13 protein-coding genes are annotated in these 21,153 nt (G+C 70.4%); 9 read left to right on the forward strand and 4 right to left on the reverse strand.

The window, feature by feature from the left end; all coding sequences use genetic code 11:
• Nucleotides 1–171 precede the first annotated feature (171 nt).
• Together AB1460_RS28785 and AB1460_RS28790 are read left to right on the forward strand one after the other, a co-directional pair.
• Nucleotides 172–672: a hypothetical protein gene (locus AB1460_RS28785; RefSeq protein WP_368965226.1), complete on the forward strand. Its 501-nt coding sequence runs from the start codon at nucleotides 172–174 to the stop codon at nucleotides 670–672.
• A gap of 355 nt (nucleotides 673–1,027) precedes the next feature.
• A complete protein-coding gene (locus tag AB1460_RS28790; RefSeq protein ID WP_368965227.1) occupies nucleotides 1,028–1,306 on the forward strand; it encodes a tetratricopeptide repeat protein in 279 nt (92 codons plus the stop codon).
• Here the strand turns inward: AB1460_RS28790 and AB1460_RS28795 are convergent.
• A complete protein-coding gene (locus AB1460_RS28795) occupies nucleotides 1,213–2,877 on the reverse strand; it encodes a pentapeptide repeat-containing protein (protein ID WP_368965228.1) in 1,665 nt (554 codons plus the stop codon). The two genes, AB1460_RS28790 and AB1460_RS28795, sit on opposite strands and share 94 nt — an antisense overlap.
• Nucleotides 2,878–3,129: 252 nt before the next feature.
• Here AB1460_RS28795 and AB1460_RS28800 point away from each other — a divergent pair, with 252 nt between their 5' ends.
• Nucleotides 3,130–3,303 carry a hypothetical protein gene (locus AB1460_RS28800; protein WP_368965229.1) on the forward strand — a complete coding sequence of 58 codons (174 nt, stop codon included), beginning with the start codon at nucleotides 3,130–3,132 and terminating at the stop codon, nucleotides 3,301–3,303.
• Nucleotides 3,304–3,355: 52 nt separating this feature from the next.
• Here AB1460_RS28800 and AB1460_RS28805 read toward each other — a convergent pair whose 3' ends face one another.
• Nucleotides 3,356–4,168 carry a methyltransferase family protein gene (locus tag AB1460_RS28805; RefSeq protein ID WP_368965230.1) on the reverse strand — a complete coding sequence of 271 codons (813 nt, stop codon included), beginning with the start codon at nucleotides 4,166–4,168 and terminating at the stop codon, nucleotides 3,356–3,358.
• A gap of 261 nt (nucleotides 4,169–4,429) precedes the next feature.
• Nucleotides 4,430–5,284 carry a hypothetical protein gene (locus tag AB1460_RS28810; protein ID WP_368965231.1) on the reverse strand — a complete coding sequence of 285 codons (855 nt, stop codon included), beginning with the start codon at nucleotides 5,282–5,284 and terminating at the stop codon, nucleotides 4,430–4,432.
• A 355-nt stretch (nucleotides 5,285–5,639) separates the two neighbouring features.
• On the opposite strand from AB1460_RS28810, the gene AB1460_RS28815 reads away from it, so the two are divergent.
• Complete coding sequence (locus AB1460_RS28815) at nucleotides 5,640–6,074, forward strand: hypothetical protein (protein WP_368965232.1); 435 nt, start codon at nucleotides 5,640–5,642, stop codon at nucleotides 6,072–6,074.
• Here the strand turns inward: AB1460_RS28815 and AB1460_RS28820 are convergent.
• Nucleotides 6,053–11,152: a BTAD domain-containing putative transcriptional regulator gene (locus tag AB1460_RS28820; protein WP_368965233.1), complete on the reverse strand. Its 5,100-nt coding sequence runs from the start codon at nucleotides 11,150–11,152 to the stop codon at nucleotides 6,053–6,055. The genes AB1460_RS28815 and AB1460_RS28820 overlap by 22 nt on opposite strands.
• A 666-nt stretch (nucleotides 11,153–11,818) precedes the next feature.
• Here AB1460_RS28820 and drmD point away from each other — a divergent pair.
• The 5 genes from drmD to AB1460_RS28845 all read left to right on the forward strand — a co-directional run bounded on the left by drmD (nucleotide 11,819) and on the right by AB1460_RS28845 (nucleotide 21,031).
• The gene (drmD, locus tag AB1460_RS28825) at nucleotides 11,819–15,181 is read left to right on the forward strand and encodes a DISARM system SNF2-like helicase DrmD (protein ID WP_368965234.1); all 3,363 of its coding nucleotides are present in this window, start codon (nucleotides 11,819–11,821) and stop codon (nucleotides 15,179–15,181) included.
• Nucleotides 15,178–19,524, forward strand: a complete 4,347-nt coding sequence (locus tag AB1460_RS28830; RefSeq protein WP_368965235.1) for an Eco57I restriction-modification methylase domain-containing protein — start codon at nucleotides 15,178–15,180, stop codon at nucleotides 19,522–19,524. The genes drmD and AB1460_RS28830 overlap by 4 nt, the downstream gene beginning before the upstream one ends.
• A gap of 584 nt (nucleotides 19,525–20,108) precedes the next feature.
• Nucleotides 20,109–20,678 carry a hypothetical protein gene (locus tag AB1460_RS28835; RefSeq protein WP_368965236.1) on the forward strand — a complete coding sequence of 190 codons (570 nt, stop codon included), beginning with the start codon at nucleotides 20,109–20,111 and terminating at the stop codon, nucleotides 20,676–20,678.
• Nucleotides 20,663–20,890, forward strand: coding sequence for a hypothetical protein (locus tag AB1460_RS28840; RefSeq protein ID WP_368965237.1), 228 nt, complete (start codon nucleotides 20,663–20,665; stop codon nucleotides 20,888–20,890). Before AB1460_RS28835 ends, AB1460_RS28840 begins: the two co-directional genes overlap by 16 nt.
• Before the next feature lie 18 nt (nucleotides 20,891–20,908).
• Nucleotides 20,909–21,031, forward strand: coding sequence for a DUF4333 domain-containing protein (locus tag AB1460_RS28845; protein ID WP_368965238.1), 123 nt, complete (start codon nucleotides 20,909–20,911; stop codon nucleotides 21,029–21,031).
• Nucleotides 21,032–21,153: the final 122 nt, after the last annotated feature.

The raw sequence follows: 21,153 nt of genomic DNA on the forward strand, positions 1-21,153 counted from the left end.
CGGGTGGGGATGGCAGACAGGCCGTCCACACAGTTCCAGCCACGAGATCGGGCGCCGGATATGTCGGGGGGTGAATGCCGGCGAAAGTCGACGCCAATGAACTGGCAACGAAATCTGGTGGGAAGTACTGTCGCGCCGACAGCAGTGCGGGCAAGAAACGAAAGGACCGCAATGAGGCGCGTATTCACGTCATTTCGGCTGGCCACCCTGTTTCTGGCCGCTTTCGTCGGTATTTTTCTCGTGCCCGGCGGGGCACTGGCGATCAGTCCGCAGAGTACCCCGTCGTTCACCGTCCCCGCGGACGACTGTCTGTTCGGCTACACCGAGGGGGACCTTTCCTGGCGCACCCTCGGCACGCCCGGGGTTCCGGTCGTGGACGTCGCGGGAGTGGTCTACGACATGTACAACAACCTGTGCCTGCCCATCCGTGACGACGGGCTGCGCACCACCGCCATCTTCACCGCCTACAGCGGCAACGCGCCGGTGGACCGGGTCGCGCGGCAGGTGGACAACGGGGCGCGCAGGTTCGCCTTCACGCTTCAGCCCGGTCTCGTCGTGGGCACCATCGACCACGTGACCATCCGGGTCTGCCGTTCCGCCGTTCCCGGCGCGGTGGCTCCGTCGTCCAACTACTGCGGTGCACCGCGGGCCTTCTACCCCCCGATGCCGTAAGCACGGCACGGCGTGGGCGGCTGGCCGGATACCTGGCCGCCGCCCGCGCCGGAGGCTGGTAGAAGATCACACATCCTTCAACGGTCGCGTCCGGCCGTCCGGCCATCCGGCCGGGCTGATGCGACTCATCCACCGCTCGGGGGATCTACCTCCTGGATCGTGACATCCTCGGGTCGAGGATCACGTCCAAGGACGAGACGATGATGCTCGCGCCCGTGCTCGACACAGGTCGGCAGACGCAGCTCGCCGTACACAAGGGACCGGTCACCCGGCAGGGGACTGTCTGCCGATACCGAACCGTGCGCCGTCTGCGTGCACGGGCTCACGCCGCACTCGTTTTCCTCGGTCATGGTGCATGATTCTCCACTCTCTGAACAACCTGGGTGTTCTGCTGGCGTCGCTGGGACGACCGGGGGAGGCGCTGACAGCCACCGAGCAGGCCGTGGAGATCCGTCGACGACTCGCCGCGGCGCACCCCGCGGTCTTCGAAGCCGATCTCTCGGCGTCTCTGACCAACCTCACTTTCGGCCCTGGCGAGTTTCATCCGGTGTCGCCGGATGTCCATAAGGAGGGCCGGGGCAGTCCCGTAGGGAGCCGCGTTCGTTCGTCCCCGACGGCCATGTCCACCTGCTGAGGCGTCAGCACGGCGTCGGTGAGATCCGCCCCGTGCAGTCGGGTACCGGTGAGGTCCGCCCCCACCAGGTAGGCACCCGTGAGGATGGCCCCGACGAGGCTGGCGCCGGTGAGGTCCGCCTGCGCCAGCCAGGCATCGGTCAGGTTCGCCCTGTCGAGCCACGTGCCGGTGAGGGTGGCCTGGTCGAGCTGCGCGCCGGTGAGGTCCGCGTCGACCAGGCTGGCGCCGGTGAGGGTCGCCTGCTCCAACCAGGCATCGGTCAGGTTCGCCCCGCCGAGCCGCGCACGGGTCAGGTCCGCCTCGACGAGCCGGGCGTTGGTGAGCGTCGCACTGTCCAGCCGTGCCTCGTGGAGGATCGCCCCGGCCAGCTCGGCGCTGGTGAGGTTCGCCCCGGTGAGGTGAGCCCTGATGAGAGTCGCCCCGGCCAGCCGAGCATGGCTGAGGGTCGCGCCGTCCAGGCGGGCGTCGGTGAGATCCGCGCCGTCGAGCCGGGCGTCCGCCAGGGCCGCGCCGTGCAACTGGGCGCGGATGAGGGTGGCCCCGTCCAGGTGGGTGCGGGTCAGGCTGGCGCGGGTGACGTCCGCGCCGGTCAGCTGGGCACGGGTCAGGACCGCGTCGTCGAACTGGGCGTTGGTGAGGGTCGCGCCGGTCAGCCGGGCCCGGGCGAGGTCCGCTCCGACCAGCCGGGCGTCGATGAGGGTCGCGCCGACCAGCCAGGCGTCCGTCAGGGCCGAGCCGTCCAGCCACGCGCGGGTGAGGTTGAGATCCGCGCCGACCAGCCAGGCGTCGGCGGGGGTCGCACCGTCCAGCCAGGCACGGGCGACGGCGAGATCCGCCCCGGCCGGCCAGGTGCCGGTCATGACTGCGCCGATCGTCCAGGCGCGGGTGAGGTCCGTCCCGTCCAGCTCGGCGCTCGTCGGGGCCATCCCAGCCGTCCAGGCCCGGGTGAGGGTCGCCCCGACCAGCCAGGCGCCGGTGAGGTCGGCGCGGGGCACCCTGGCACGGACAGGGAGGCGGGCCAGGACGGTGACGGCGGCGTGGACGTCGGGTGTGGGACGGATCGGGGAGCTGGGATCCGGTGGGTTGGGGGGCGGCACGGGGTCGGTGCTGTGGACGCGCACGAACGCCGAAAGCACCTCCACCACGGTGCGCTGGTCGGCTGGCGAGTCAACCGCGACCCGTTCCAGGGCGTAGATGCCGCCGAGTCGACTGTCGATGGTGTCTGCTCCCAGGAGCCCGATCGCGGTCGCATACAGCTCCCGCACATGGGTGTTCCTGTTCGCCTGGCTGATCTCCGTGTTCGCCCGTCGGGTCTCGGCGTTGGCCTGGCGGGTCTCGTCCAGGGCGATCAGACCGCCGGCCACCGCCGTCAGCGCTGCGGCGGCGGTCAACAGGCCACCCTGCAACGCGGCCCGCGCCTCACCTACCTGCTCGTAGCTGCCCGGGTACATCCGCCCGGGAAGGTGCCAGATCCCCAGTACCGCGCACACCGCGCCGGTCAAGGCACTCCCGGCGATGATCCACAGCCAGCGTCGGTTTGTCTGCCGGCGCGACCCCCCGCTGTCAGCCATGACACACTTTGTATACCTATATATACGGAGAGAATCCGACGGCCGGCGGGGCGGGCTGAGACGGACGGTGGCCCGCGGCACCATCCTCGAAGCCGCCTCCAACCGCCGCCTGGCCCGCCACACCCGTCGCCGCCGAGAACCGACCAGCGGCCCGCTGACGTGTTCACGACGGTCAGCCGCTGATCATCAGCCGCTGATCATCAGCCGCTGATCAGACGTGGTGCCTTCTACCGGGCGCGGGCCGTGGAGGCGATGGCACGCGCACGCGCCCTGGTGGGGCGGCCGTGGACGTCGGATCCGGGGCTGCGGGTGCAGGTCGAGGCGATCCTCGCGCTGTCACCCGAGGACAGGCTGCGGCAGCTGGAGGAGCAGGTCGCTACGCTCTCGGCGCTGCGTTCCCTCGGGCCGGCGGTAACCGGGCGGTGACGCGGTTCGAGCTCCGCGGCCTGCTGCGGCGCCTGGCCGACCACCAGGTGAACTACGTGATCGTCGGTGGGTCGGCGCACGGCTCCAGGGCGCCCCGAACATCACCGACGACCTCGACATCGTCCCCGAACCCACCCCGGACAACCTCACCCGGCTCGCGGCCGCGCTCTCCGGTCGAGGCGGGGAGCATGACGAGCTCCGTGGTCGCGCCGCTGCGGGGAACGCCGCTCGTCGCAGGCCATCGCTCGCTGGATGGCTTGAGGTGACGCCGTCTGCGAGCGATGTTGGACGCGCGAATGAGCAGAAACGGGACAAGGCGGGGCACTCCGCGGCGGTAACGATCGTAGTCGACAGGAAAAGCGTCACGCAGGATCCGCTCTTCTGCACGGATCTTGATGCTCAACGCAACCACGGCAACTAGAAAGACTGCCAACAGCCAACCATGTCGGGTCACCGCCGTGGTGCACAACACCATACCCAGGATGCCGGTGTAAATCGGGTGGCGGGTCACCGCGTATGGTCCGCTGGTCTGCAGGACATGGTCTCGTCGCACGCAGGGCGCCGGGGTCCACATGGTACCGAGCGACAGCCTGGCCCACGTGGTGAACGCGGCGCACAGGGGGAGGGCGCCGAGCGCGGCGGCGCCGATCCATTCCTCCGCCGGAAAGCGAACGTGCCGGTGGGCCAGCTCTGTCACGATCCACACCGCCACGGCGAGCGGGCCGAGCAGGCGCAGGATCTTCGGCCGGGATCGCGCCAGCACCCGAGGCGCCCGCCGCCGGTTGAACGCCGCCCCGGCGAGCCACACCGATGTTACGAGCCCCCAGCAGATCACTACGACGATCGTTGTCCATCGGCCGCTCATCTGGGATTCTCCTCTCCGTGGGTGCGCCCGGCGGTCGTCGACCGCCGGGCGCTCGGGTCATTCACGGGCTGTTACGTCCACAGGAAAACGGCCAGGCCAACGGCGAGCGCGACCAGAAACATTTGTTTTCCCTCCTTTCTTTCGACGAGATGAGCGAGGTCTAGCTGATGAAAGCGCCGACGACCCCGACGAAGATGACCGCGGAGATCAGGAAGATGCTGAAGACGTCGAACATGTCGGTGATCCTTTCGGGTGGATTGATCAGAATGAATCGGTGACCAGCGGCAGGGTGACGAACTGCCCGTTACCGAAGGTCACGGATCCTGTGCTGCGCACCGAACGGGCGTTCAGGTTGCTGCCGGCGAACACTGTGCCGATGCCGTAGTCACGGCAGTCGATACTGCTGGCGTTCTCGGTGCGGCAGTCTCTGGGCGCTGGTGGTACCCAGCACCGTCCGGTCATCGAGCCGAACTCGGGGCAGTCGGCGTTACCGGCCTCGCCGGCGCGGCGCGTGCTGTACTCGTTGTGCACGCTGATCACCCGGGCTGGCCGTTCGACCCAGTGGTCGTCCTCGAAGTGCTCGATCTTGACCGACGAGCCGGCGTCCGACCCGAAGATCGTGTAGTCGTGTACGAAGGCGGTGAAGGTCGCTCGCCAGTAACCGTTCGCGGAGCAGCGCACCGCCTGCTCGGGCAGGACCGTGTCTGACGGCAGCCCGCCGACCGCCTGGCACGGCGGAGGGATGTCAGGCGCAACTCGGGACGCGGCCTGGGCGTTGTCCGCCCAGGCCTGGCTGCGGGTCTGCGGGGTCACGCAGACGTGGTCGCCGGGAACGGCCTCACGCCACACCCAGCCCTGGCGGCAGGTGTCCGGGCCGTACGGGCCCCCTGCTGGTTCGCGCCGGTTGGCCGCCTGGGCGTTGTCCGCCCAGGCCTGGCTGCGGGTCTGCGGGGTCACGCAGACGTGGTCGCCGGGAACGGCCTCACGCCACACCCAGCCCTGGCGGCAGGTGTCCGGGCCGTACTCGCCCGCAGACGCCGGCGGAGCGGGCCCGAGAACCGTGGTCGCGACCATGGCCGCCGCGAGCGCGACGAGCCAGCCGAACAATCGTGGCATGTGGAACTCCGTTTCTTTCGCGGCACCCGCGACGGCGGGCGCATCACCTGTACTCGGAAAATCCGGGGAGTCAGCCGGCCGAGCCGCCGGTCTTCGGAGTGGATGGTCCGACCTTGCCGCCGGCCTGTTGCAGTGCAACTGCTTGCCGGCTGCGGCGCCCCGCAACCTCGAGTCGCCCAGCTACAGCCGATCTGCAACCGATCTGCAACTGGTTCCCGCGATCGTCGTCACCGCGGCAGGAGCACCGGTCCCACCCGAGATCCTGCGTGGCGGCCGTCCGCACCATGTACTGGGTGTTCTCCGCGGCAGCGTGAACCGGAACCGACTTTCGTACGTCGCGAGGATGTGACTGCGCATGGCCAGGCGCCGGTTCGTAGGCGCGATCCTGATAGCTCTCGGCATCGCCATGATGTGCGGTGGCGCCGTCGGCGCACTCTCTGCTCGGAACCAGGTGAGCCCGCCCGAAGAAGACGTCGAGAAATACCAGGAGACATCGCTCATGGCAGGGCTGACTGCCGTCGGCGGAATTTACGCCACTGCAGCCGGGGTACGGCTCTGTCTGCCCGGGAGGCGGAGGAAGAGGCCGAGCCGACTCGGCCGGATACTGATGGGTTTCGGTTTCCTCTTCGTCTCGACCGGACTGGCCATCATGGTTGCCGTCGGCACGATAGCGAGTTTCACGGCCGGAGCTTTCCTGCAGGCGACCGGCGCGATTCTGCTGGCTGTCGGTATGAACACCGGACGGTCAGATCCCGGCGGCGACCAGGATCACCGGCCGGGCGGCCACTGAGCACAACTGGCGCGGTATGGCTCGCCGGTCAGGTAGCGCTCCCATTCCGCCCTCGTCAGGTTCCTGCCGGCGATCCGGCACGCGGTCGCGATCCATTCCGACAGGTCGACGTGCCACACCTGAGCGATGCCTCTGCCGGAGCCGGCCACCGCCGACATCCCGTCAGGGCTGCGGGCCAGAATGCCCGCGCCATGGGCCTGCGTCGCCGGTTCCCCGATCGAGGCCGTCGTCGTGGCGTCCCACAGCTGCACGGAGCTCTGGTCACCGGTGTCACTTGTCGTCATGACCAGGTCGCCGTCGCGCAGGAAGGCCACGCCTCCCACGCTTGTGGTGTTGAGATGGCGGCGCACCGCGCCGTCGGCGGTGTCCAGGAACTCGACAAAACCAGAGGCTATGGTGCCGAAGCCGATGGCGATCGTCGTGCTGTCCGGCGAGAACGCCAACGTCGCCTGGTCCGCGGTCTCAAGTTGGCGCAGCCACACCGAGCGGCCGGTCGAAGCGTCGAACATCGTGATCCGGTGGCCCTGCTGGTCCGCGACAGCGAGCCGCTGCCCGTCAGGACTGAACACCGGCCGCGGCTGGTCGGTGAGGTCGGCGGAGCCTGCGGTGTCGAGGTCCGCGACCAGCCGCGGCCGGCGTGGATCACCGACCTCCCACAGCAGCACCCCGTCCGCGTGGACGACGGCGACCCGGTCACCCGCCGGGCTCCACGCCACCGCCGTCGGACGGTCCGCCGGGGCAAGCACCGCCAGTTCGGCTCTTCCGGCCCGGTCCCACAGCCGCAGCACGCCGTCGGCACCCGCTCCGACGACCCGTGCGCCGTCGGGGCTGAGCGCGACGGGAGCTGACACGGCACCGTCGAGCAGAGGGCCCAGCGCCCGTCCGTCAACTGCGTCCCAGACCAGGACCCGACGGTCGTCCAGGCCTTGCGTGACGACCTCGGCCCCGTTCGCCGTGAAGCTGCCGGTCACCCTGCCGTCGTGGCCTGCCAGCGTGAACCCCAGCGGGGAGCCGCCTCGGTCGAGGCGCCAGATGTCCGCCTCGGCGGCTCCGCTGGTCATCAACCGCCCGTCAGCGAGGAACGCGACGGGAGTGGCCGCCCGGCCGGCGGCCGGCAGCGTGACCTGCTCCCGCCCCGAGTCGACGGCGAAGATCCGGATGGAGTTCCCTCCGTCGTTCACAGCGAGCCGTCGCAGGTCCGGGCTGAGAACGACGCCCGGAGCCGCTGCCGACAGGCCCGTCAGCGGGGCCTGTTTCGCCAGGCCGGTGTTGACGTCCCACAACGTCACCCGGTCCTCCAGCGAGGTGGGCAGGGTGACTCCGTCGGCCCCGAAGAATCCCGGTGCTCCTGCCAGGTCGTGCAGGACAGCACCCGAGTCGAGGTCCCACACCCGCGTCGTCGGCCTGCCGTAGGCACCGGCGGCCATCCGTGTCCCGGTCGCGTTCAGGACGAAGATCGGTATCTCACCCGGGGCCGCTGGGAACCGCAGCGGCTGTCCCAGCTGGCGCGGTCGCTCGGGAACTGACCGATCCCATGACACGATCTGTCCGCTGTTGTCGACCGCGAAGAACCGGTCGGGGTCACGCGGGTCGAACTGGCCGTAGGCGAGCCCGGTGCCCGCCGGGATCGGAGCGCCCACCTGCCGGCCGGTGGCCACCTCCCACACCACGACCCTGCCGTCGTTACCTCCGACGGCGAGCATCGACGCGTCCGCGCTGAACACCGCGAGTTGGCGGCCGGTGGGCCAGTGCAGCTCGCGGACGAGGCGGGCGGCCTGCAGGTCCCACAGCCGGACCGTGCCGTCCTGGCCGGGAGCGGCGACCAGCCGACCGTCCGGGCTCACCGAGGGCGGCACCACAGCCGGCAGGAAACTCGACGACGGGAACCGGATGACCTGGTCGAGGTTGGCCGGGGTGCGGGCGAGGGCGGCCTGCAGCCCGCCTTCGGTGTCCCGCGACGGCGCGAGCCGGTAACCCTGCACCCCCAGCAGCAGTGCCAGGTCCACCTGGTCCGGCCCCAGATTCGCGGCCAGCGTCGCCAGCCTGCCGGCCTGCGACAGCGTGGTGGCTTCGCGGGCGACGTTGGCCTGCTGGTTCGCCGCACTCCACTGCACCACCGCCAGCACTGTCATGGTCAGCGCGACGACGAGCAGGACGGCCAGAACCGACGCCCAGGAGCGTGACCGGCGCGCCGAGCGGCGGGCGTCCCGAAGCTGACGTTCCTCGGCGGCGACCGAGGCGGCCAGGAACAACCGTTCCGGTGTGTTGGCGTCGCCAGGGTTGGCCTGCGCCCATTCCTGCAGGGCGTGCAGCCGGGTGCCGTGGTACAGGTAGCCCGGATCCTCGTTGCTGCGTTTCCAGGCGCTCGCCGCCTCGGTGAGCTGGCGGTGCAGACGACGGCCGTCACGGTCGGTCTCCAGCCAGCCCCGCAACCGTGGCCATGCGCGCAGCAGCGCCTCGTGCGCGACCTCGACGGTGTCGTCGTCAGCGGTGACCAGCCGCCGCTCGACCAGCACGGTGAGGATGCGGTCAGCGGCCTCGCTGTCCACGAGTTCGTCGCGGGCGGCCCGCCGCCGCACGTCCAGGCCGTCCTCGCCGAGGCTGACCAGCCTGAGCAGCAGTCGGCGTGCGATCGCCTGTTCACCGGAGTCCAGGTCCCTGTAGACGTCTTCGGCAAGCCGGGTGACCGCTCCGGCGACGCCACCAGCCTCCCGGTACGCCGCAGTCCGCAGCATCCGGCCGTCACGGCGTTCCCAGGTCGCCAGCAGGGCGGTCGACAACAACGGCAGCGCGCCCGGTTCGTGCCTGGCATCGGCGAGCACGGCCGCCACGAACCCGTCCTCCACGCCCAGGCCCGCGACCCGGGCGGGCTGCTCGATCGCCTGGGAGAGTTCCTCGTCGGTCATCGGGCCGACCAGCAGCGTGTTGCGCCCGACGAGGCGGGCGAGCGTCGGATGGCGGGCGAAGCGGCCGTAGTAGTCGGCCCGCACGGTGATGACGACGCGCAGCCGCCCGTCCCGCCGGTCGAGCTCGCCGACCAGCCACTCCACCACAGCGGTGCGCGTCACCGCCGACCAGGCGGTGAAGGCCTCCTCGAACTGGTCCAACACCAGCAGATCGGTGCCGTCGGGGTCTTCGGTGCCGCCGTCTCGCAGCACCGCGCGCAGTGCCGCCTCATCGGTCGCACCTGTCCGCAGCGGCGTGTACCGCCATTGTTCGCTGCCCGGCAGAGCACCCGCACGCAACGCGGGAAGCAGCCCGGCGCGGACCACGGACGACTTCCCGCTTCCGGAAGGGCCGACCACCGTGAGTAACGGCGCGGCGACGCACCCGGTGACCAGCTGGGCGATCAGCCGTTGCCGGCCGAAGAAGTAGGCGGCGTCCGCCTCGTCGAAGCGGGCCAAGCCCTTGTACGGACACACGACGGTGCTGAGCCCCGAGGCCTGGGAGGAGCTCACCCGCTGCAGGTCGGTGACGTCGTCGAGCATCTCCTGCTCGGCCTGCGCCAGTGTCCGGTGGACCGCGGCCATCCGTTCGGCCGAGCGGCCGGCCTGGGCTCTCGCCCGCTCGGCGGCCCATCGCGCCGCCGCCTCGTGGGCCCTGGCCGGGTTACCGCCTGCGGTGTCGAGGATCGCCGAGGTCGCCTCGTCCAGATCGGCGGGTTGGACGTAGCCCGCCACGATGTGACCGACCGCGTCGTCCCCCAGTGGCCCGAGCCGCAACACCCGCTCGGCAGGAACCGCGTCAGCCCAGCCGTCCGGGCAGGCGGCCCGGTCGGAGGCGGCCACCACCACGACCAGCACCGGGCGGCCGCTCCCTCCGACCTCGGCAGCCAGCCGCTTCACCCACGCGGGCCCGCTCTCAGCTGACCCGGTCCCCGCGGATTCCGCCCCAGCCGGCCCCGGCCCGGCGGGCGCAGCCTCCGCAGGTTCCGTGCCGGCTGGCTGGTCCACGACGACGAGCACGGGACGTTGCGCCGTCTGCGCCGTGAGTGCGGACGTCGGGGTCGTCTCGACGACGGCGCCGCGCGCCGCCACCGTCCGGGCGAACTCCGCCACCAGGCGGCTGGCCCCGCCCCCCGGTTCGGCCTCGACGACAACCAGCCTGCCCACGTCGTCGAGTACCTGGTCCCACGAGTCCTGCAGCCAGCGCTGGGCCGCATCCCTGCCGATCAACGGGGTACGGTCGGCACTCAGCGGAGCCGGAACATCGCCCGGTCGCACCGGCCAGGCGACCTCGACGGGCCGCTGCGAAACGATCGTGGCGTACAGCGTGCGCAGCTTCAGTCCGGGCTCGATGCCACCGTCGTCGACCAGCCGCGTCCGAGCAGCGCGGTAGGTGTCGAGTGCCTCCATCTGCCGCTGCGACTCGTAGAGCGCCACCATCAGCTGGCCCCAGAACCGCTCGTTGGTCGGATGATCGGCGACCAGGCGCCGCAGGTCGCCGACCGTACCCGCGGCACGGCCCAGGGCGCGTTCGGCGTCGAGCCGGTCGGCGGCCGCGGTGAGCCGGAGTTCGGTGAGCCGGTCCCGCTCCGGGGTGAGGTAGGCGACGTCCGCCAGGTCCTGGTAGGGCTCATCGCCCTGCCACATCGCCTCCGCCCGACGGAACCGGGCCAGTGCGAGGTCCGGTGCCCCGGCCACCAGCGCCGACTGCGCGCGGTCGACCAGCCGCGCGAACGACGCCGCGTCGAACGCGGCGTCGTCGACCCGCAGGCAGTACCCCGTCGGCGAGGTGACCAGCACCGACCAGCCGGCCTCGGGCCGCTCCGGTTCGAGCAACGGGCGGAGGCGGGCGACGTAGGCCTGCACCGTCCGTTCGGCGCTGGCCGGCGGCTGCGCTCCCCACAGACCGGTAACCAGCCGAGGCACCGAAACCGCGCGGTTACGCTCGGACAACAGGATGGCCAGGAGTGTGCGTTCGCGGGTACCGCGCAGCTGGACGAGCGTGCCGCCCCGGTGAACTTCCAACGGCCCGAGCACCTGAAACGACAGCACCGCCCGCCGATGACCGGCCAACGGACGCTGGCTCTGCACGCTCCGCTCGTCGCCCGCCGAGCCGACGCCCTCGTCGAGCATGTGGGCTGCCCCCCGCCGTCCCATCCCCCGTGCCCCCATCTGCGCGCCAGGCGAGGCACCTGTTGACCGAGATCCACCGTAGTCGCGCTCAGCAACCAAGTCGACACTCACCCTGCCGGGACGGCCAGAGCGGACAAGCCGCCGGGAACAGCCCCGGAGCGCCGGTGCTGGTTCAGCCGGTCGGAAAGGTTCAGTGATGACGGCGACCGTCCGGTTGACGGTGGTCCAGGGTGACTCGGCCGGCGCGGAGCTCGTCTTCACCGTCCATCCCCAGTCGCCCGGCGGCGCGGGCTCGCGGTCCCCGGACGGCCTGGCCGCCGCCGTGGTGGCCCCGCGCTGCGCCGTCTGCGGTGGGCCGGTCGACGGCGAGCCGCGCTCGGAACATCCGAACAGCACGGCGAACGGATGCTGCCGGGGCGCCACCGCCGATCCTCGGTCGGCGTCCTGGTTCGGGTGCAGCCGCTCACCCCGCACGAAACGCGCGTTGCCCTCCCTCAGGACCGCGAACGCCTCGGCGGCTTGTGAATTCGGTTCACAGTGGTACGCTTCCGCTGCCTGTCCGGTTGGCCGGGGATGTGCGGGTACTCGACGTCGGCGAGCCCCGCGGACGCGAGGGCCACTTGCTGCCCTGCCAGAATGTTCGGGCTGTCCACAAGGGGGATGAGGATGCCGAGTTCGACCACGGAACGTGTGTCATCGCATGACGGTGCGACGCCCACGGCGGAGGTCGGGCTGCCCGGCATCGGCGCGCTCGTCGAGGTGCGTGGCCAGAAGTGGGTGGTCGCGGAGACGGATGCCCAGGTCACCCAGGACGGTGCCGGTGCGGCCCGCGGCCCGGGGCCGGCTGTCCCGAGTTCCCTCGTCACCCTGCAGAGCGTCGAGGACGGCCGGTACGGCCACACGATCGAGGTGATCTGGGAGGTCGAACCCGGCCGGCGCATCCTGCCCAGCGGCTCCCTGCCCGACGTGACCAGCGGCGGTTTCGACTCCCCGGAGCGGCTCACCGCCTTCCTCGACGCCATCCGCTGGTCGGCGGTGACCTCCGCGGACGCCCGCCGCCTGCAGGCCCCGTTCCGCTCCGGCGTCGCCGTCGAGGACTACCAGCTCGAACCCGTCGCCCGGGCGCTGGAGGCCCCGCGGGTGAACCTGCTGCTCGCCGACGACGTCGGCCTCGGCAAGACGATCGAGGCCGGTCTCGTCGCCGAGGAGCTGCTGCTGCGCCACCGGGCCCGGCGGATCATGGTCGTCTGCCCGGCCGGCCTGACCCTGAAATGGCGCGACGAGATGGCGGAGAAGTTCGGCCGCGAGTTCACCGTCATCGACGCCGAGCGCTGCGCCGCCGTCCGCCGTTCACACGGCAGCGCGGCGAACCCGTTCGAGGTCCACCCCCTCACGATCGTCAGCCTTCCGTGGCTGCGCGGCCCGAAGGCACAGCGGCTGCTCGACGAGGTCCTTCCCGGCGACGGCCAGCCGACCTATCCGCGTACGTTCGACCTGCTGATCCTGGACGAGGCCCATCACGTCGCCCCGGCCGCGCCGAAGCAGGTCTACGCCGTCGACTCCCAGCAGACGAAGCTGATCCGCCGCCTCGCCCCGCACTTCACCCACCGGCTTTTTCTCTCCGCCACCCCGCACAACGGCTACCTCGCGTCCTTCACCGCGCTGCTGGAGATCCTCGACGACCAGCGCTTCGCCCGCGGTGTCGCACCGGACCGCAAAGCGGTCGAGGAGGTGGTCGTCCGCAGGCTGAAGGGCGGCATCGAGAACGCCGACGGCACCCCGCGGTTCCAGCCGCGGCGCTCCATCGACCTGCCGGTGGTCTATCCCGACGACGAACGGGAGATCCACGGCCTGCTCAAGGAGTTCTCCGCACTGCGCCGGACCCGGCTGAACTCCGAGCGCGGACGCAAGGCGACCGACCTGGTGACGCTGCTGCTGAAGAAGCGGCTGTTCTCCTCCCCGGCCGCGTTCGCCCACACCGTCGCCGTCTACCGGGAGACCCTCGCCGCCCGCCACGGCCGGCCGGGACAGTCCGCACCGTCCGCCGCCGGCCCCGCCAGCACCGTCGACGACGTCCCGGAATGGATGGACGACTACTTCGACGACATCGCGACCCTCGACGACGAGCAGCTCGCCGACGCCGAGGACGACGCGCTGGGTCGGGTCCGCCCGATGCAGCCGGACCCGACCGACCCCGAGACCGAGCTGCTGGCACGGATGCAGCGCTGGGCGGACGCCCACGAGGCCGAACCGGACGCGAAGGCCCGTGCCCTGCTCGCCTACCTGGTCTCGGTCTGCCGCCCGGACGGGAAGCACTGGCTCAACGAGCGCGTCGTCGTCTTCACCGAGTACCGCGACACCCAGACCTGGCTCGCCGGCCTGCTGCGCCAGCAGGGGCTCGGCGGGGAGCGCCTCGGCCTGCTCCACGGCGGCCTGCCCGCCGACGAGCGCGAGCAGCTCCGGCTCGCGTTCCAGGCCGACCCGAGCGAGCACCCGGTGCGGATCCTGCTCGCCACCGACGCCGCCAGCGAAGGCATCGACCTGCAGAACCACTGCCACCGCCTGGTCAACTACGACATCCCGTTCAACCCGAACAAGCTGGAGCAGCGGATCGGCCGGATCGACCGGTACGGGCAGCGCCAGCAGCCGGAGATCCGCCACTTCGTCGGCTCCGGGTTCTCCGGCGCGGTCGACTCGTATGAGGCCGACCTGGAGTTCCTCTCCCGGGTCGTGAAGAAGGTCGCGCAGATGAAGGCCGACCTCGGCTCGGTGAACGCCGTCCTCTCCGACCGGGTGCAGCGCCGCATGCTCGGCGAACGCGCCGCCGACCTGACCACCCTCGACGACCTCGACACCCCGGCCGCCGCCGGCGGCGCGTCCGGCCCGGCCGGCACGGCGGCGGGCGGCAAGGACGACGCCGTCCCCGTCGCGGAGAACGTGCGGGAGCAGGTACGCCGGCTGCGCGCCACCCTGGACGACACCGTCCGCGATCTCGGCATCACCCCGCGGGCCGTCGAACGGGTGGTGAACACCGCCCTGGGCCTCGCCCGCCAGCAGCCCCTGCAGCCCCACGTCGACGAACGCGGCGACCTCCACGACGATCACCCGCGCCACCTCCCCGCCCAGCGCGACGACGAACCGGGAGACGGGATGTTCGACGTCCCCACCCTGACCGGTTCGTGGGCGCGGGCCTCGGCCGGGCTCACCGAGAAACTGCACCGCGACGGCGCCCCGCCGCGCCAGCTGCCCGTCACCTTCGACCCGGCCGTCGCCCGGGGCCGCGACGACGTCGTCCTCGCCCACCTCGGCCACCGGCTCGTCGACATGTCGACCCGGCTGCTGCGCGGCGCCGTCTCCAACGCCGACATCGGCCTGCACCGGGTGACCGCCGTGCGCACCGACGACCCGCGCTGCGAGGAGGTGCTCGTCGGCGCCTTCTCCCGCTTCGTCCTCGTCGGCGCCGACGGCGTGCGCCTGCACGAGGAGGTCCTGCAGGCCGGCGGCTGGATGCCCGCGGCCGGCCGCTTCCGCCGCCTGGAGAACCTCACCGTCCTCGGCGAGATCGTCGGCCCCGCGCTCGCCGCGGGACGTCCCGTCTCGAGAGAGACCCAGGAACGCCTCGCCGAACGCTGGCCCGCCGCCCGCGAGGGCGTGCTCTCCGCCCTGAACTGGCGGACGAGAACCCGCCAGGAGTCGCTCACCCGCATCCTGGCGCAGCGCCAGAACGCCGAGGAGACCCGGATCGCCACCATCCTCGACCAGTTCGCGGACACGCTGCGCTCGGCGCTCGACAGCCGCGAGAACGAGGAAGGCGTCCTGTTCAGCATGGCCGAGGTCGACACCCGCAGCCGGGAGGAACTGGCCCAGTTCCGCCGGGACAGGCAGTCCTGGGAGGACCGCCTGCACCGGCTCGGCCAGGAGAAACAACGAGAACTCGACGTGATCGCCGGCCGCTACCGCGACCCCCGCCAGCACCAGTTCCCGGTCGCGGTCGTCCTGGTCGTGCCGGCCCGGGAGGCGGGACGATGAGCACACGGACGACAACCGGCACCCGTGCCGGCTCCAGCAGTTCCGGCGGCCCCAGCGGCCCGGGCGCCCGGCGGCGGTCCCCCGTCCCGGACGGCACGACCCAGCACCGCGACTGGCTGACCCTCATCGACGTCACCGGGCCGTTCCTCAGCCTGCCCGTGCTGCGGCGGATCTGGCCGACCCTCGACCCGCTGGAGAAGAAGACCCGCGAACAGCTCCGCCGCGAACACGCCACCTGGCTGGACGCCCCCGCCGCCGGCCAGCGCGCCTGGGTCCGGTACGTGCTCGCCGACCTGCTCGGCTGGGGCGACGCACTCCTCTGGCCCGCATCCGACACCGCTTCCGACGCCGCCAGCCCGCTCGCCGCGCTCACCGCGGACGTCGACCAGCACGACACCCGCGTGACCCCGTCCTTCGTCCTCGTCGACCCGAGCGCCGCCGCCGCTGACGCCGCGGCCGACAACTCCGACGTCGCGGCCGGGGTGAAGCCGGACGCTGTGTGCCTGCTCGGCCTGGTCGTCGCACCCGGCCAGTCACCGACGGGACGCATCGCCGGCCAGGCGTGGGCGGCGACCCCGGTGGACCGGGCGGCCCTCACCTGCCGGCACCACGGCATCGAACTGGCCCTGGTCACGAACGGCCGGCAGTGGGCCCTGGTCTGGGCTCCGCGCGGCGGCGTCACCACCACCGCCGTGTTCGACGCCGTCTCCTGGCCGGAAGCCGCCGAACGGGACGTCGTCCGCGCCTTCGTCTCCCTGCTGTGCCGGCGCCGCTTCTTCGCCGTGCCCGACGCGGAGACCCTCGTCCCACTGCTGAAGGCGAGCCTCGGCAGCCAGGAGGAGATCACCGAGGCACTCGGCGTCCAGGTCCGCCAGGCCGTCGAGCTGCTCGTCGCCGCCTTCGGTCGCTGGCACGTCGCCGAGCACGCCCGCGGCGGCGTCGGGCTGCGCGACATCCCCGAACATGACATCTACCGCGGCGCCGTCGCCGTCATGATGCGGATCGTCTTCCTCCTCTACGCCGAGGAACGCGGCCTGCTGCCCGCCGACAACGACCTGTACGCCCGCACCTACTCCGTCGGCCGGCTGTGCGCCGAACTCGAACAGCAGCTCTCCGACGGCGCCACCGAGGACGACCTCGAACAGTCGACCGCCGCCTGGCACCGCCTGCGCGCCCTGTTCACCGCCGTCTTCACCGGCATCGACCACCCCCGCCTGCGCATGCACGCCCACGGCGGCTCCCTGTTCGACCCGGCGACCCACCCCTGGCTGCCCCTCGCCGTCGACGACCGCACCGTGCTGCACACGCTCCGCGCCGTCCAGTACGTCCAGGTCGGTTCCGGCCGTTCCCGCGAGCGCCGCACCCTGAGCTTCCGTTCGCTGGACGTCGAACAGATCGGCTACGTCTACGAGGGCCTCCTCTCCTACGATGCCCGGCGCGCCCCGGCCGGGGAGGTCGTCGTCGGATTGGTCGGCAAGGAGGGCCTGGAAGCCGAAGTCCTGCTTTCCGACCTGGAGGACCTCGCGTCACGCCACCGCGGCCGGCCCCTGCTCGCCGCCGTCTTCGCCGAGCGTTTCAAGGACAGCGGCATCGGCTCCGCGAAGGCGATCGAGAAGCGTCTCGCCCCGCTGGAGGCCGGTGAACGGGAGGAGACCCGCAAGGCGCTGCTCGCCGTGACCCGCGGCGACTACCCGACCGCCGAACGCCTCCTGCCGTTCGCCAACCTGCTGCGCCGCGATCTGCGCGACCAGCCCGTCGTCATTCTTGAAAGCGGCCTGTACGTCACCGAATCACCGCTGCGGAAGAACACCGGGACCCACTACACACCACGCTTCCTCGCCGAGGAGGTCGCGAACAACGCCCTGGAACCACTCGTCTACCTCCCAGGCCCCCTGCAGACCGCCGACACCAATGCCTGGAAGCTACGCTCCAGCACCGACATTCTCGGCCTCAAGATCGCCGACATCGCCATGGGCTCCGCCGCCTTCCTCGTCGCCGCCGCCCGCTACCTCGGCGACCGCCTCGTCGAAGCCTGGACCACTGAAGGCGACCCGCGTGCCGGCGGACGGACCACAGCCGGCCCGACCTCGGCCGGGCGCACACCCACCGGGACTGCCAGGGGCACCGGAACCACCGGCGCCATCGACACCGCCATGGGAACCGGGCCGAGATCCGGCACAGGTCCCACCACCCTGGCCGGGCACGGCGACTCTGGCGAGTGGCTCGGCCGCGACGCCGAGGAGGACGACGCAGTCATCGAGGCCCGCCGGGCGATCATCGAGCACTGCCTGTACGGGGCGGACATCAACGAGATGGCCGTCGAGATGGCCAAACTCTCCCTGTGGCTGGTCTCGATGGACACCCGCCGCACCTTCACCTTCCTCGACGACAAACTCGTCGCTGGCGACTCCCTGCTCGGCATCACCTCCCTGGACCAGCTCGAATACATGCACTTCGACCCCGTCAAGGGCCGGGAGATCCACACCGACATCTTCGACTGGACGTCCGACCTGCGCGCCCAGGTCTGGGACGTCGCCGCCGCCCGTCAGTCGATCACCGAAACGGACGGGTCGACCCTCCGCGGCCTCGAGGAGAAGCAGCTTCTCCTCGATGACGCACGCCGGCGCACCGCCACACTGACCCGCTTCGCGGACTCCCTGATCGGCGCCACCCTCGCCCACGCCGGCAAAGGTGAACGCGGCCAGAAGATCGCCTCCGAGCAGGCCGCGAAACTCGCCGCCGACACCACCGAGGGACGCCGGGACGCGGACGACGCCCGACGCGAGATCACCCGGTGGCTGGCAACAGACCACGTCCCCGGCAGCTTCGACCGCCGGCCCATCCACTGGCCCCTCGTCTTCCCCGAGGTCTTCGAACAGGGCGGCTTCGACGCCGTAGTCGGCAATCCACCGTTCCTCGGCGGACAGAAGCTCACCGGCTCGCTCGGTATCGCCTATCGGGAGCACCTGGTCGAGAACATCGGAGCCGGCGCCCGCGGAAGCGCCGACCTGATCGCCTATTTCACGCTGCGCGCGCACGGCCTGCTCAGCCCCAACGGCCAGACCGGGCTGATCGCCACCAACACCCTGGCCCAGGGCGACACCCGCGAAGTCGGCCTTGATCAGGTCGTCGCCCAGGGAAACATCATTCGCCGGTCGGTGAAAAGTGCCCCGTGGCCGTCGAAGTCCGCGACGGTCGAGTACAGCGCCGTGTGGACGACCACCCAGCTGGGACAGGACGTCGTACGCATCGCCGACGGCGTCGCCGTCCCCGGCATCGCCCCCTCCCTCGACCCCGAATCCCGCGTCACCGGCAACCCCTATCGACTCGCGGGGAGCAGTGGTGTTGCCTTCATCGGGAGCTATGTTCTCGGCCTCGGCTTCACGATGGAGCCGGAGCAGGCGCAGGCCCTCATCGCGAAGGACCCGCGCAACGCCGAGGTCCTCTTCCCGTACCTCAACGGTCAGGACCTGAACTCCCGCCCCGACTGCTCCGCCAGACGCTGGGTCATCAACTTCCATGACTGGCCCGAGGACCGCGCCCGCCAGTACCCCGACTGCTACGACCAGGTCCGCCGCCTGGTCAAACCCGAACGCGATCAGAACAACCGCAAGGTCCGCCGTGACTACTGGTGGCACTATGCGGAGAAGCAGCCGGCGATGATTGAGGCGATTCGAGGGCTCGATCGGGTAGTTGTCATGGCTCAGGTGAGCAAGACGGTTATGCCGGCGATGGTGTCGACCCGACAGGTTTTCGACCAGAAACTGGTCGTCTTTGCTTCCGGTGATGAGGCATTCTTGGTGGTGCTGTCTAGTGCGCCGCACTACTGGTGGGCGCAAACTAGAAGTGCCACGATGAAAGCGGATCTAAGCTACTCCCCATCCGATGTCTTCTACGCTTTTGCTTTGCCTGAAACGTCGCCTGAAATGTTGAATCTCGGGAGAGACTTCGATAGTTTCCGCAGTGCCTTCATGGAGTCTCGATCGATAGGTCTGACGAAAGCCTGCAACATGGTCTTTGATACCGCCTGTCGAGATTCTGACGTGATCTCTCTTCGAGATTTTCAGCGGAGGATCGATGAAATGGTAATTCGCGCATATGGCTGGGATGACATAGTCGAAAAAGGACTCGATCACGGGTTCCATCCGGCCGGGAAGTACATGCGGTACACAATTGGGCCGTGGGCGCAGCGGGAGGTACTTGACCGGCTGCTTGAGCTGAACCATGCCCGGTACACCGAGGAGGTCGCCGCCGGGCTGCACGACAAGGGGGCCAAGAAGAAGGGCGCCCGAAGCAGGCCGGCGGCTTCCGAGTCGGCGGGTGAGGCACTGTTCGAGCTGTAGTCCGTGTTCACCTGACCCGTCTACTGTGGGGCGGATCCAGTTATCTAGAGTGGGCGGTCAGCCGGTGGGCGGGTATGCCCAGTCGCTGCCGGGTCGCACCACCATCAAAGGTCGGGACAACCTTCGGTGCGCGCTGGTTCAGGGGGAATCCATGCGTATTTTTCATCTACGCCGTCACGCGGTCTCCGTGGCCTTCAGCTTCTCGGTTGGGCGGTCCGAGTGTGTTCGCCACGTCGCGGCGGCGGCCGTTGAAAAACTTCTGTAGGTAGGCGTCGCGGCCTAGCCGACCGCCATTGCCGCGGCGCTCCGAGGAATCGGGCCGGCTGTGTGTGCCGGTCTGCGGGGAGTCGATTTAGTTCTTGAAAGCGTAAAACTCGGGCGTCTTCCCGGAGTTGGATAGCACTGTGCTGCCTGAAAACGGGAAGTCGTCGCCTCGCTGTGCCGCCAGATCTTTTTCTGCGAGGCTTGAAAAGACCTCGTTCTGTTCAAGCACCCCACGGCCGCGCCGTCCTTCTATGTGGCCGTGATATTCGCTCGACTGTGCCGAAAATCGTTGCCGGCAGCCACTTTTACGGGGGTTTCACATGAGCAAGGCCAGATTTCTCCTTGTCGCCGCTGCGTTGGCCGGGGCGGTCGGGCTGACCGGTTGTCTGGAGGAGACGTCCGTCTCCTCGACCGGGACGACCACCGGCCCGGGGCAGGGCGGCGCCGAGGCCGGAGCACCAGGTGCGGCGGCCGGACAGCAAGGGTCGGCGCCGGAGGGTACCCGGCAGGCCCAGTACGGCGAGGTCCTGGAGATCCGTAAGGACGGCGAGGTCGCGGCGACCCTCAGTGTCGCCGAGCCGAAGCCGGTGTCGTCGTTCTTCGGCGGTGTCAGCACGCCGACCAGCGGCCCTTCGTTCGCGACCTTCTTGGTGTCGGTCACCTCGCAGCAGGCCGGTTTCGACGTCAACCCGTTCGACTTCTTCGTCCGCACGCCGGAGGGTGCCCGGGTGCAGCCGACGTTCGGCTGCGAGCCGGCGTTCAACGCGGCGACCCTCGGGGTGGGGGAGAAGTTCCAGGGCTGCCTGACCGTCGACGTCGCCCACGGCAACCTCGTCTACACCTCGAACCTGTTCCAGTCGGCCAGCCTGGCCGAGTGGCCCGCCTTCTGACCCGGCGCGGGGCGTGGGCCTATCTGCTCGGGCGGGCACTTCGCCGCCGCCCGGCCCCGTGGGTGACCTGGGCCGCCTTCGGCCTGTGCGCGGTGCTCACGGTCCTGGCGCTGGTCGTCAGCAAGCCCCTGACCGACAGCGTCCTCACCTCGAACGCCGCGTTCAACCAGGACCGGGTGCAGCGGGACATCGCCGCCGAGATCAGGCGTTAGGCCGGTGTCTCCGTCACCGTGTCCTGCCCCGTGGACCCGCCGATGTCCGCGGGCTCCACGTTCCGTTGCGTCGCCGAAGGCGGCGGCGAGCGAACCTTCGTGCTGATCACGGTGGAGGACGACAGTGGCAGCTACACCTAGTAGACCGTCGCCTCTAATATTCGGGGTAGAGGTGGCGGAGTTTGGTGCGGGCGTCGCTGGCGGTGAAGTGCCAGGTGACCTGTCGCTGGTCGGTGTTGACCGTGTTCTGCCAGGCGGTGAGT

Origin of the sequence: Parafrankia sp. FMc2 (assembly GCF_041008525.1) — a bacterium.
GTDB lineage: Bacteria > Actinomycetota > Actinomycetes > Frankiales > Frankiaceae > Parafrankia.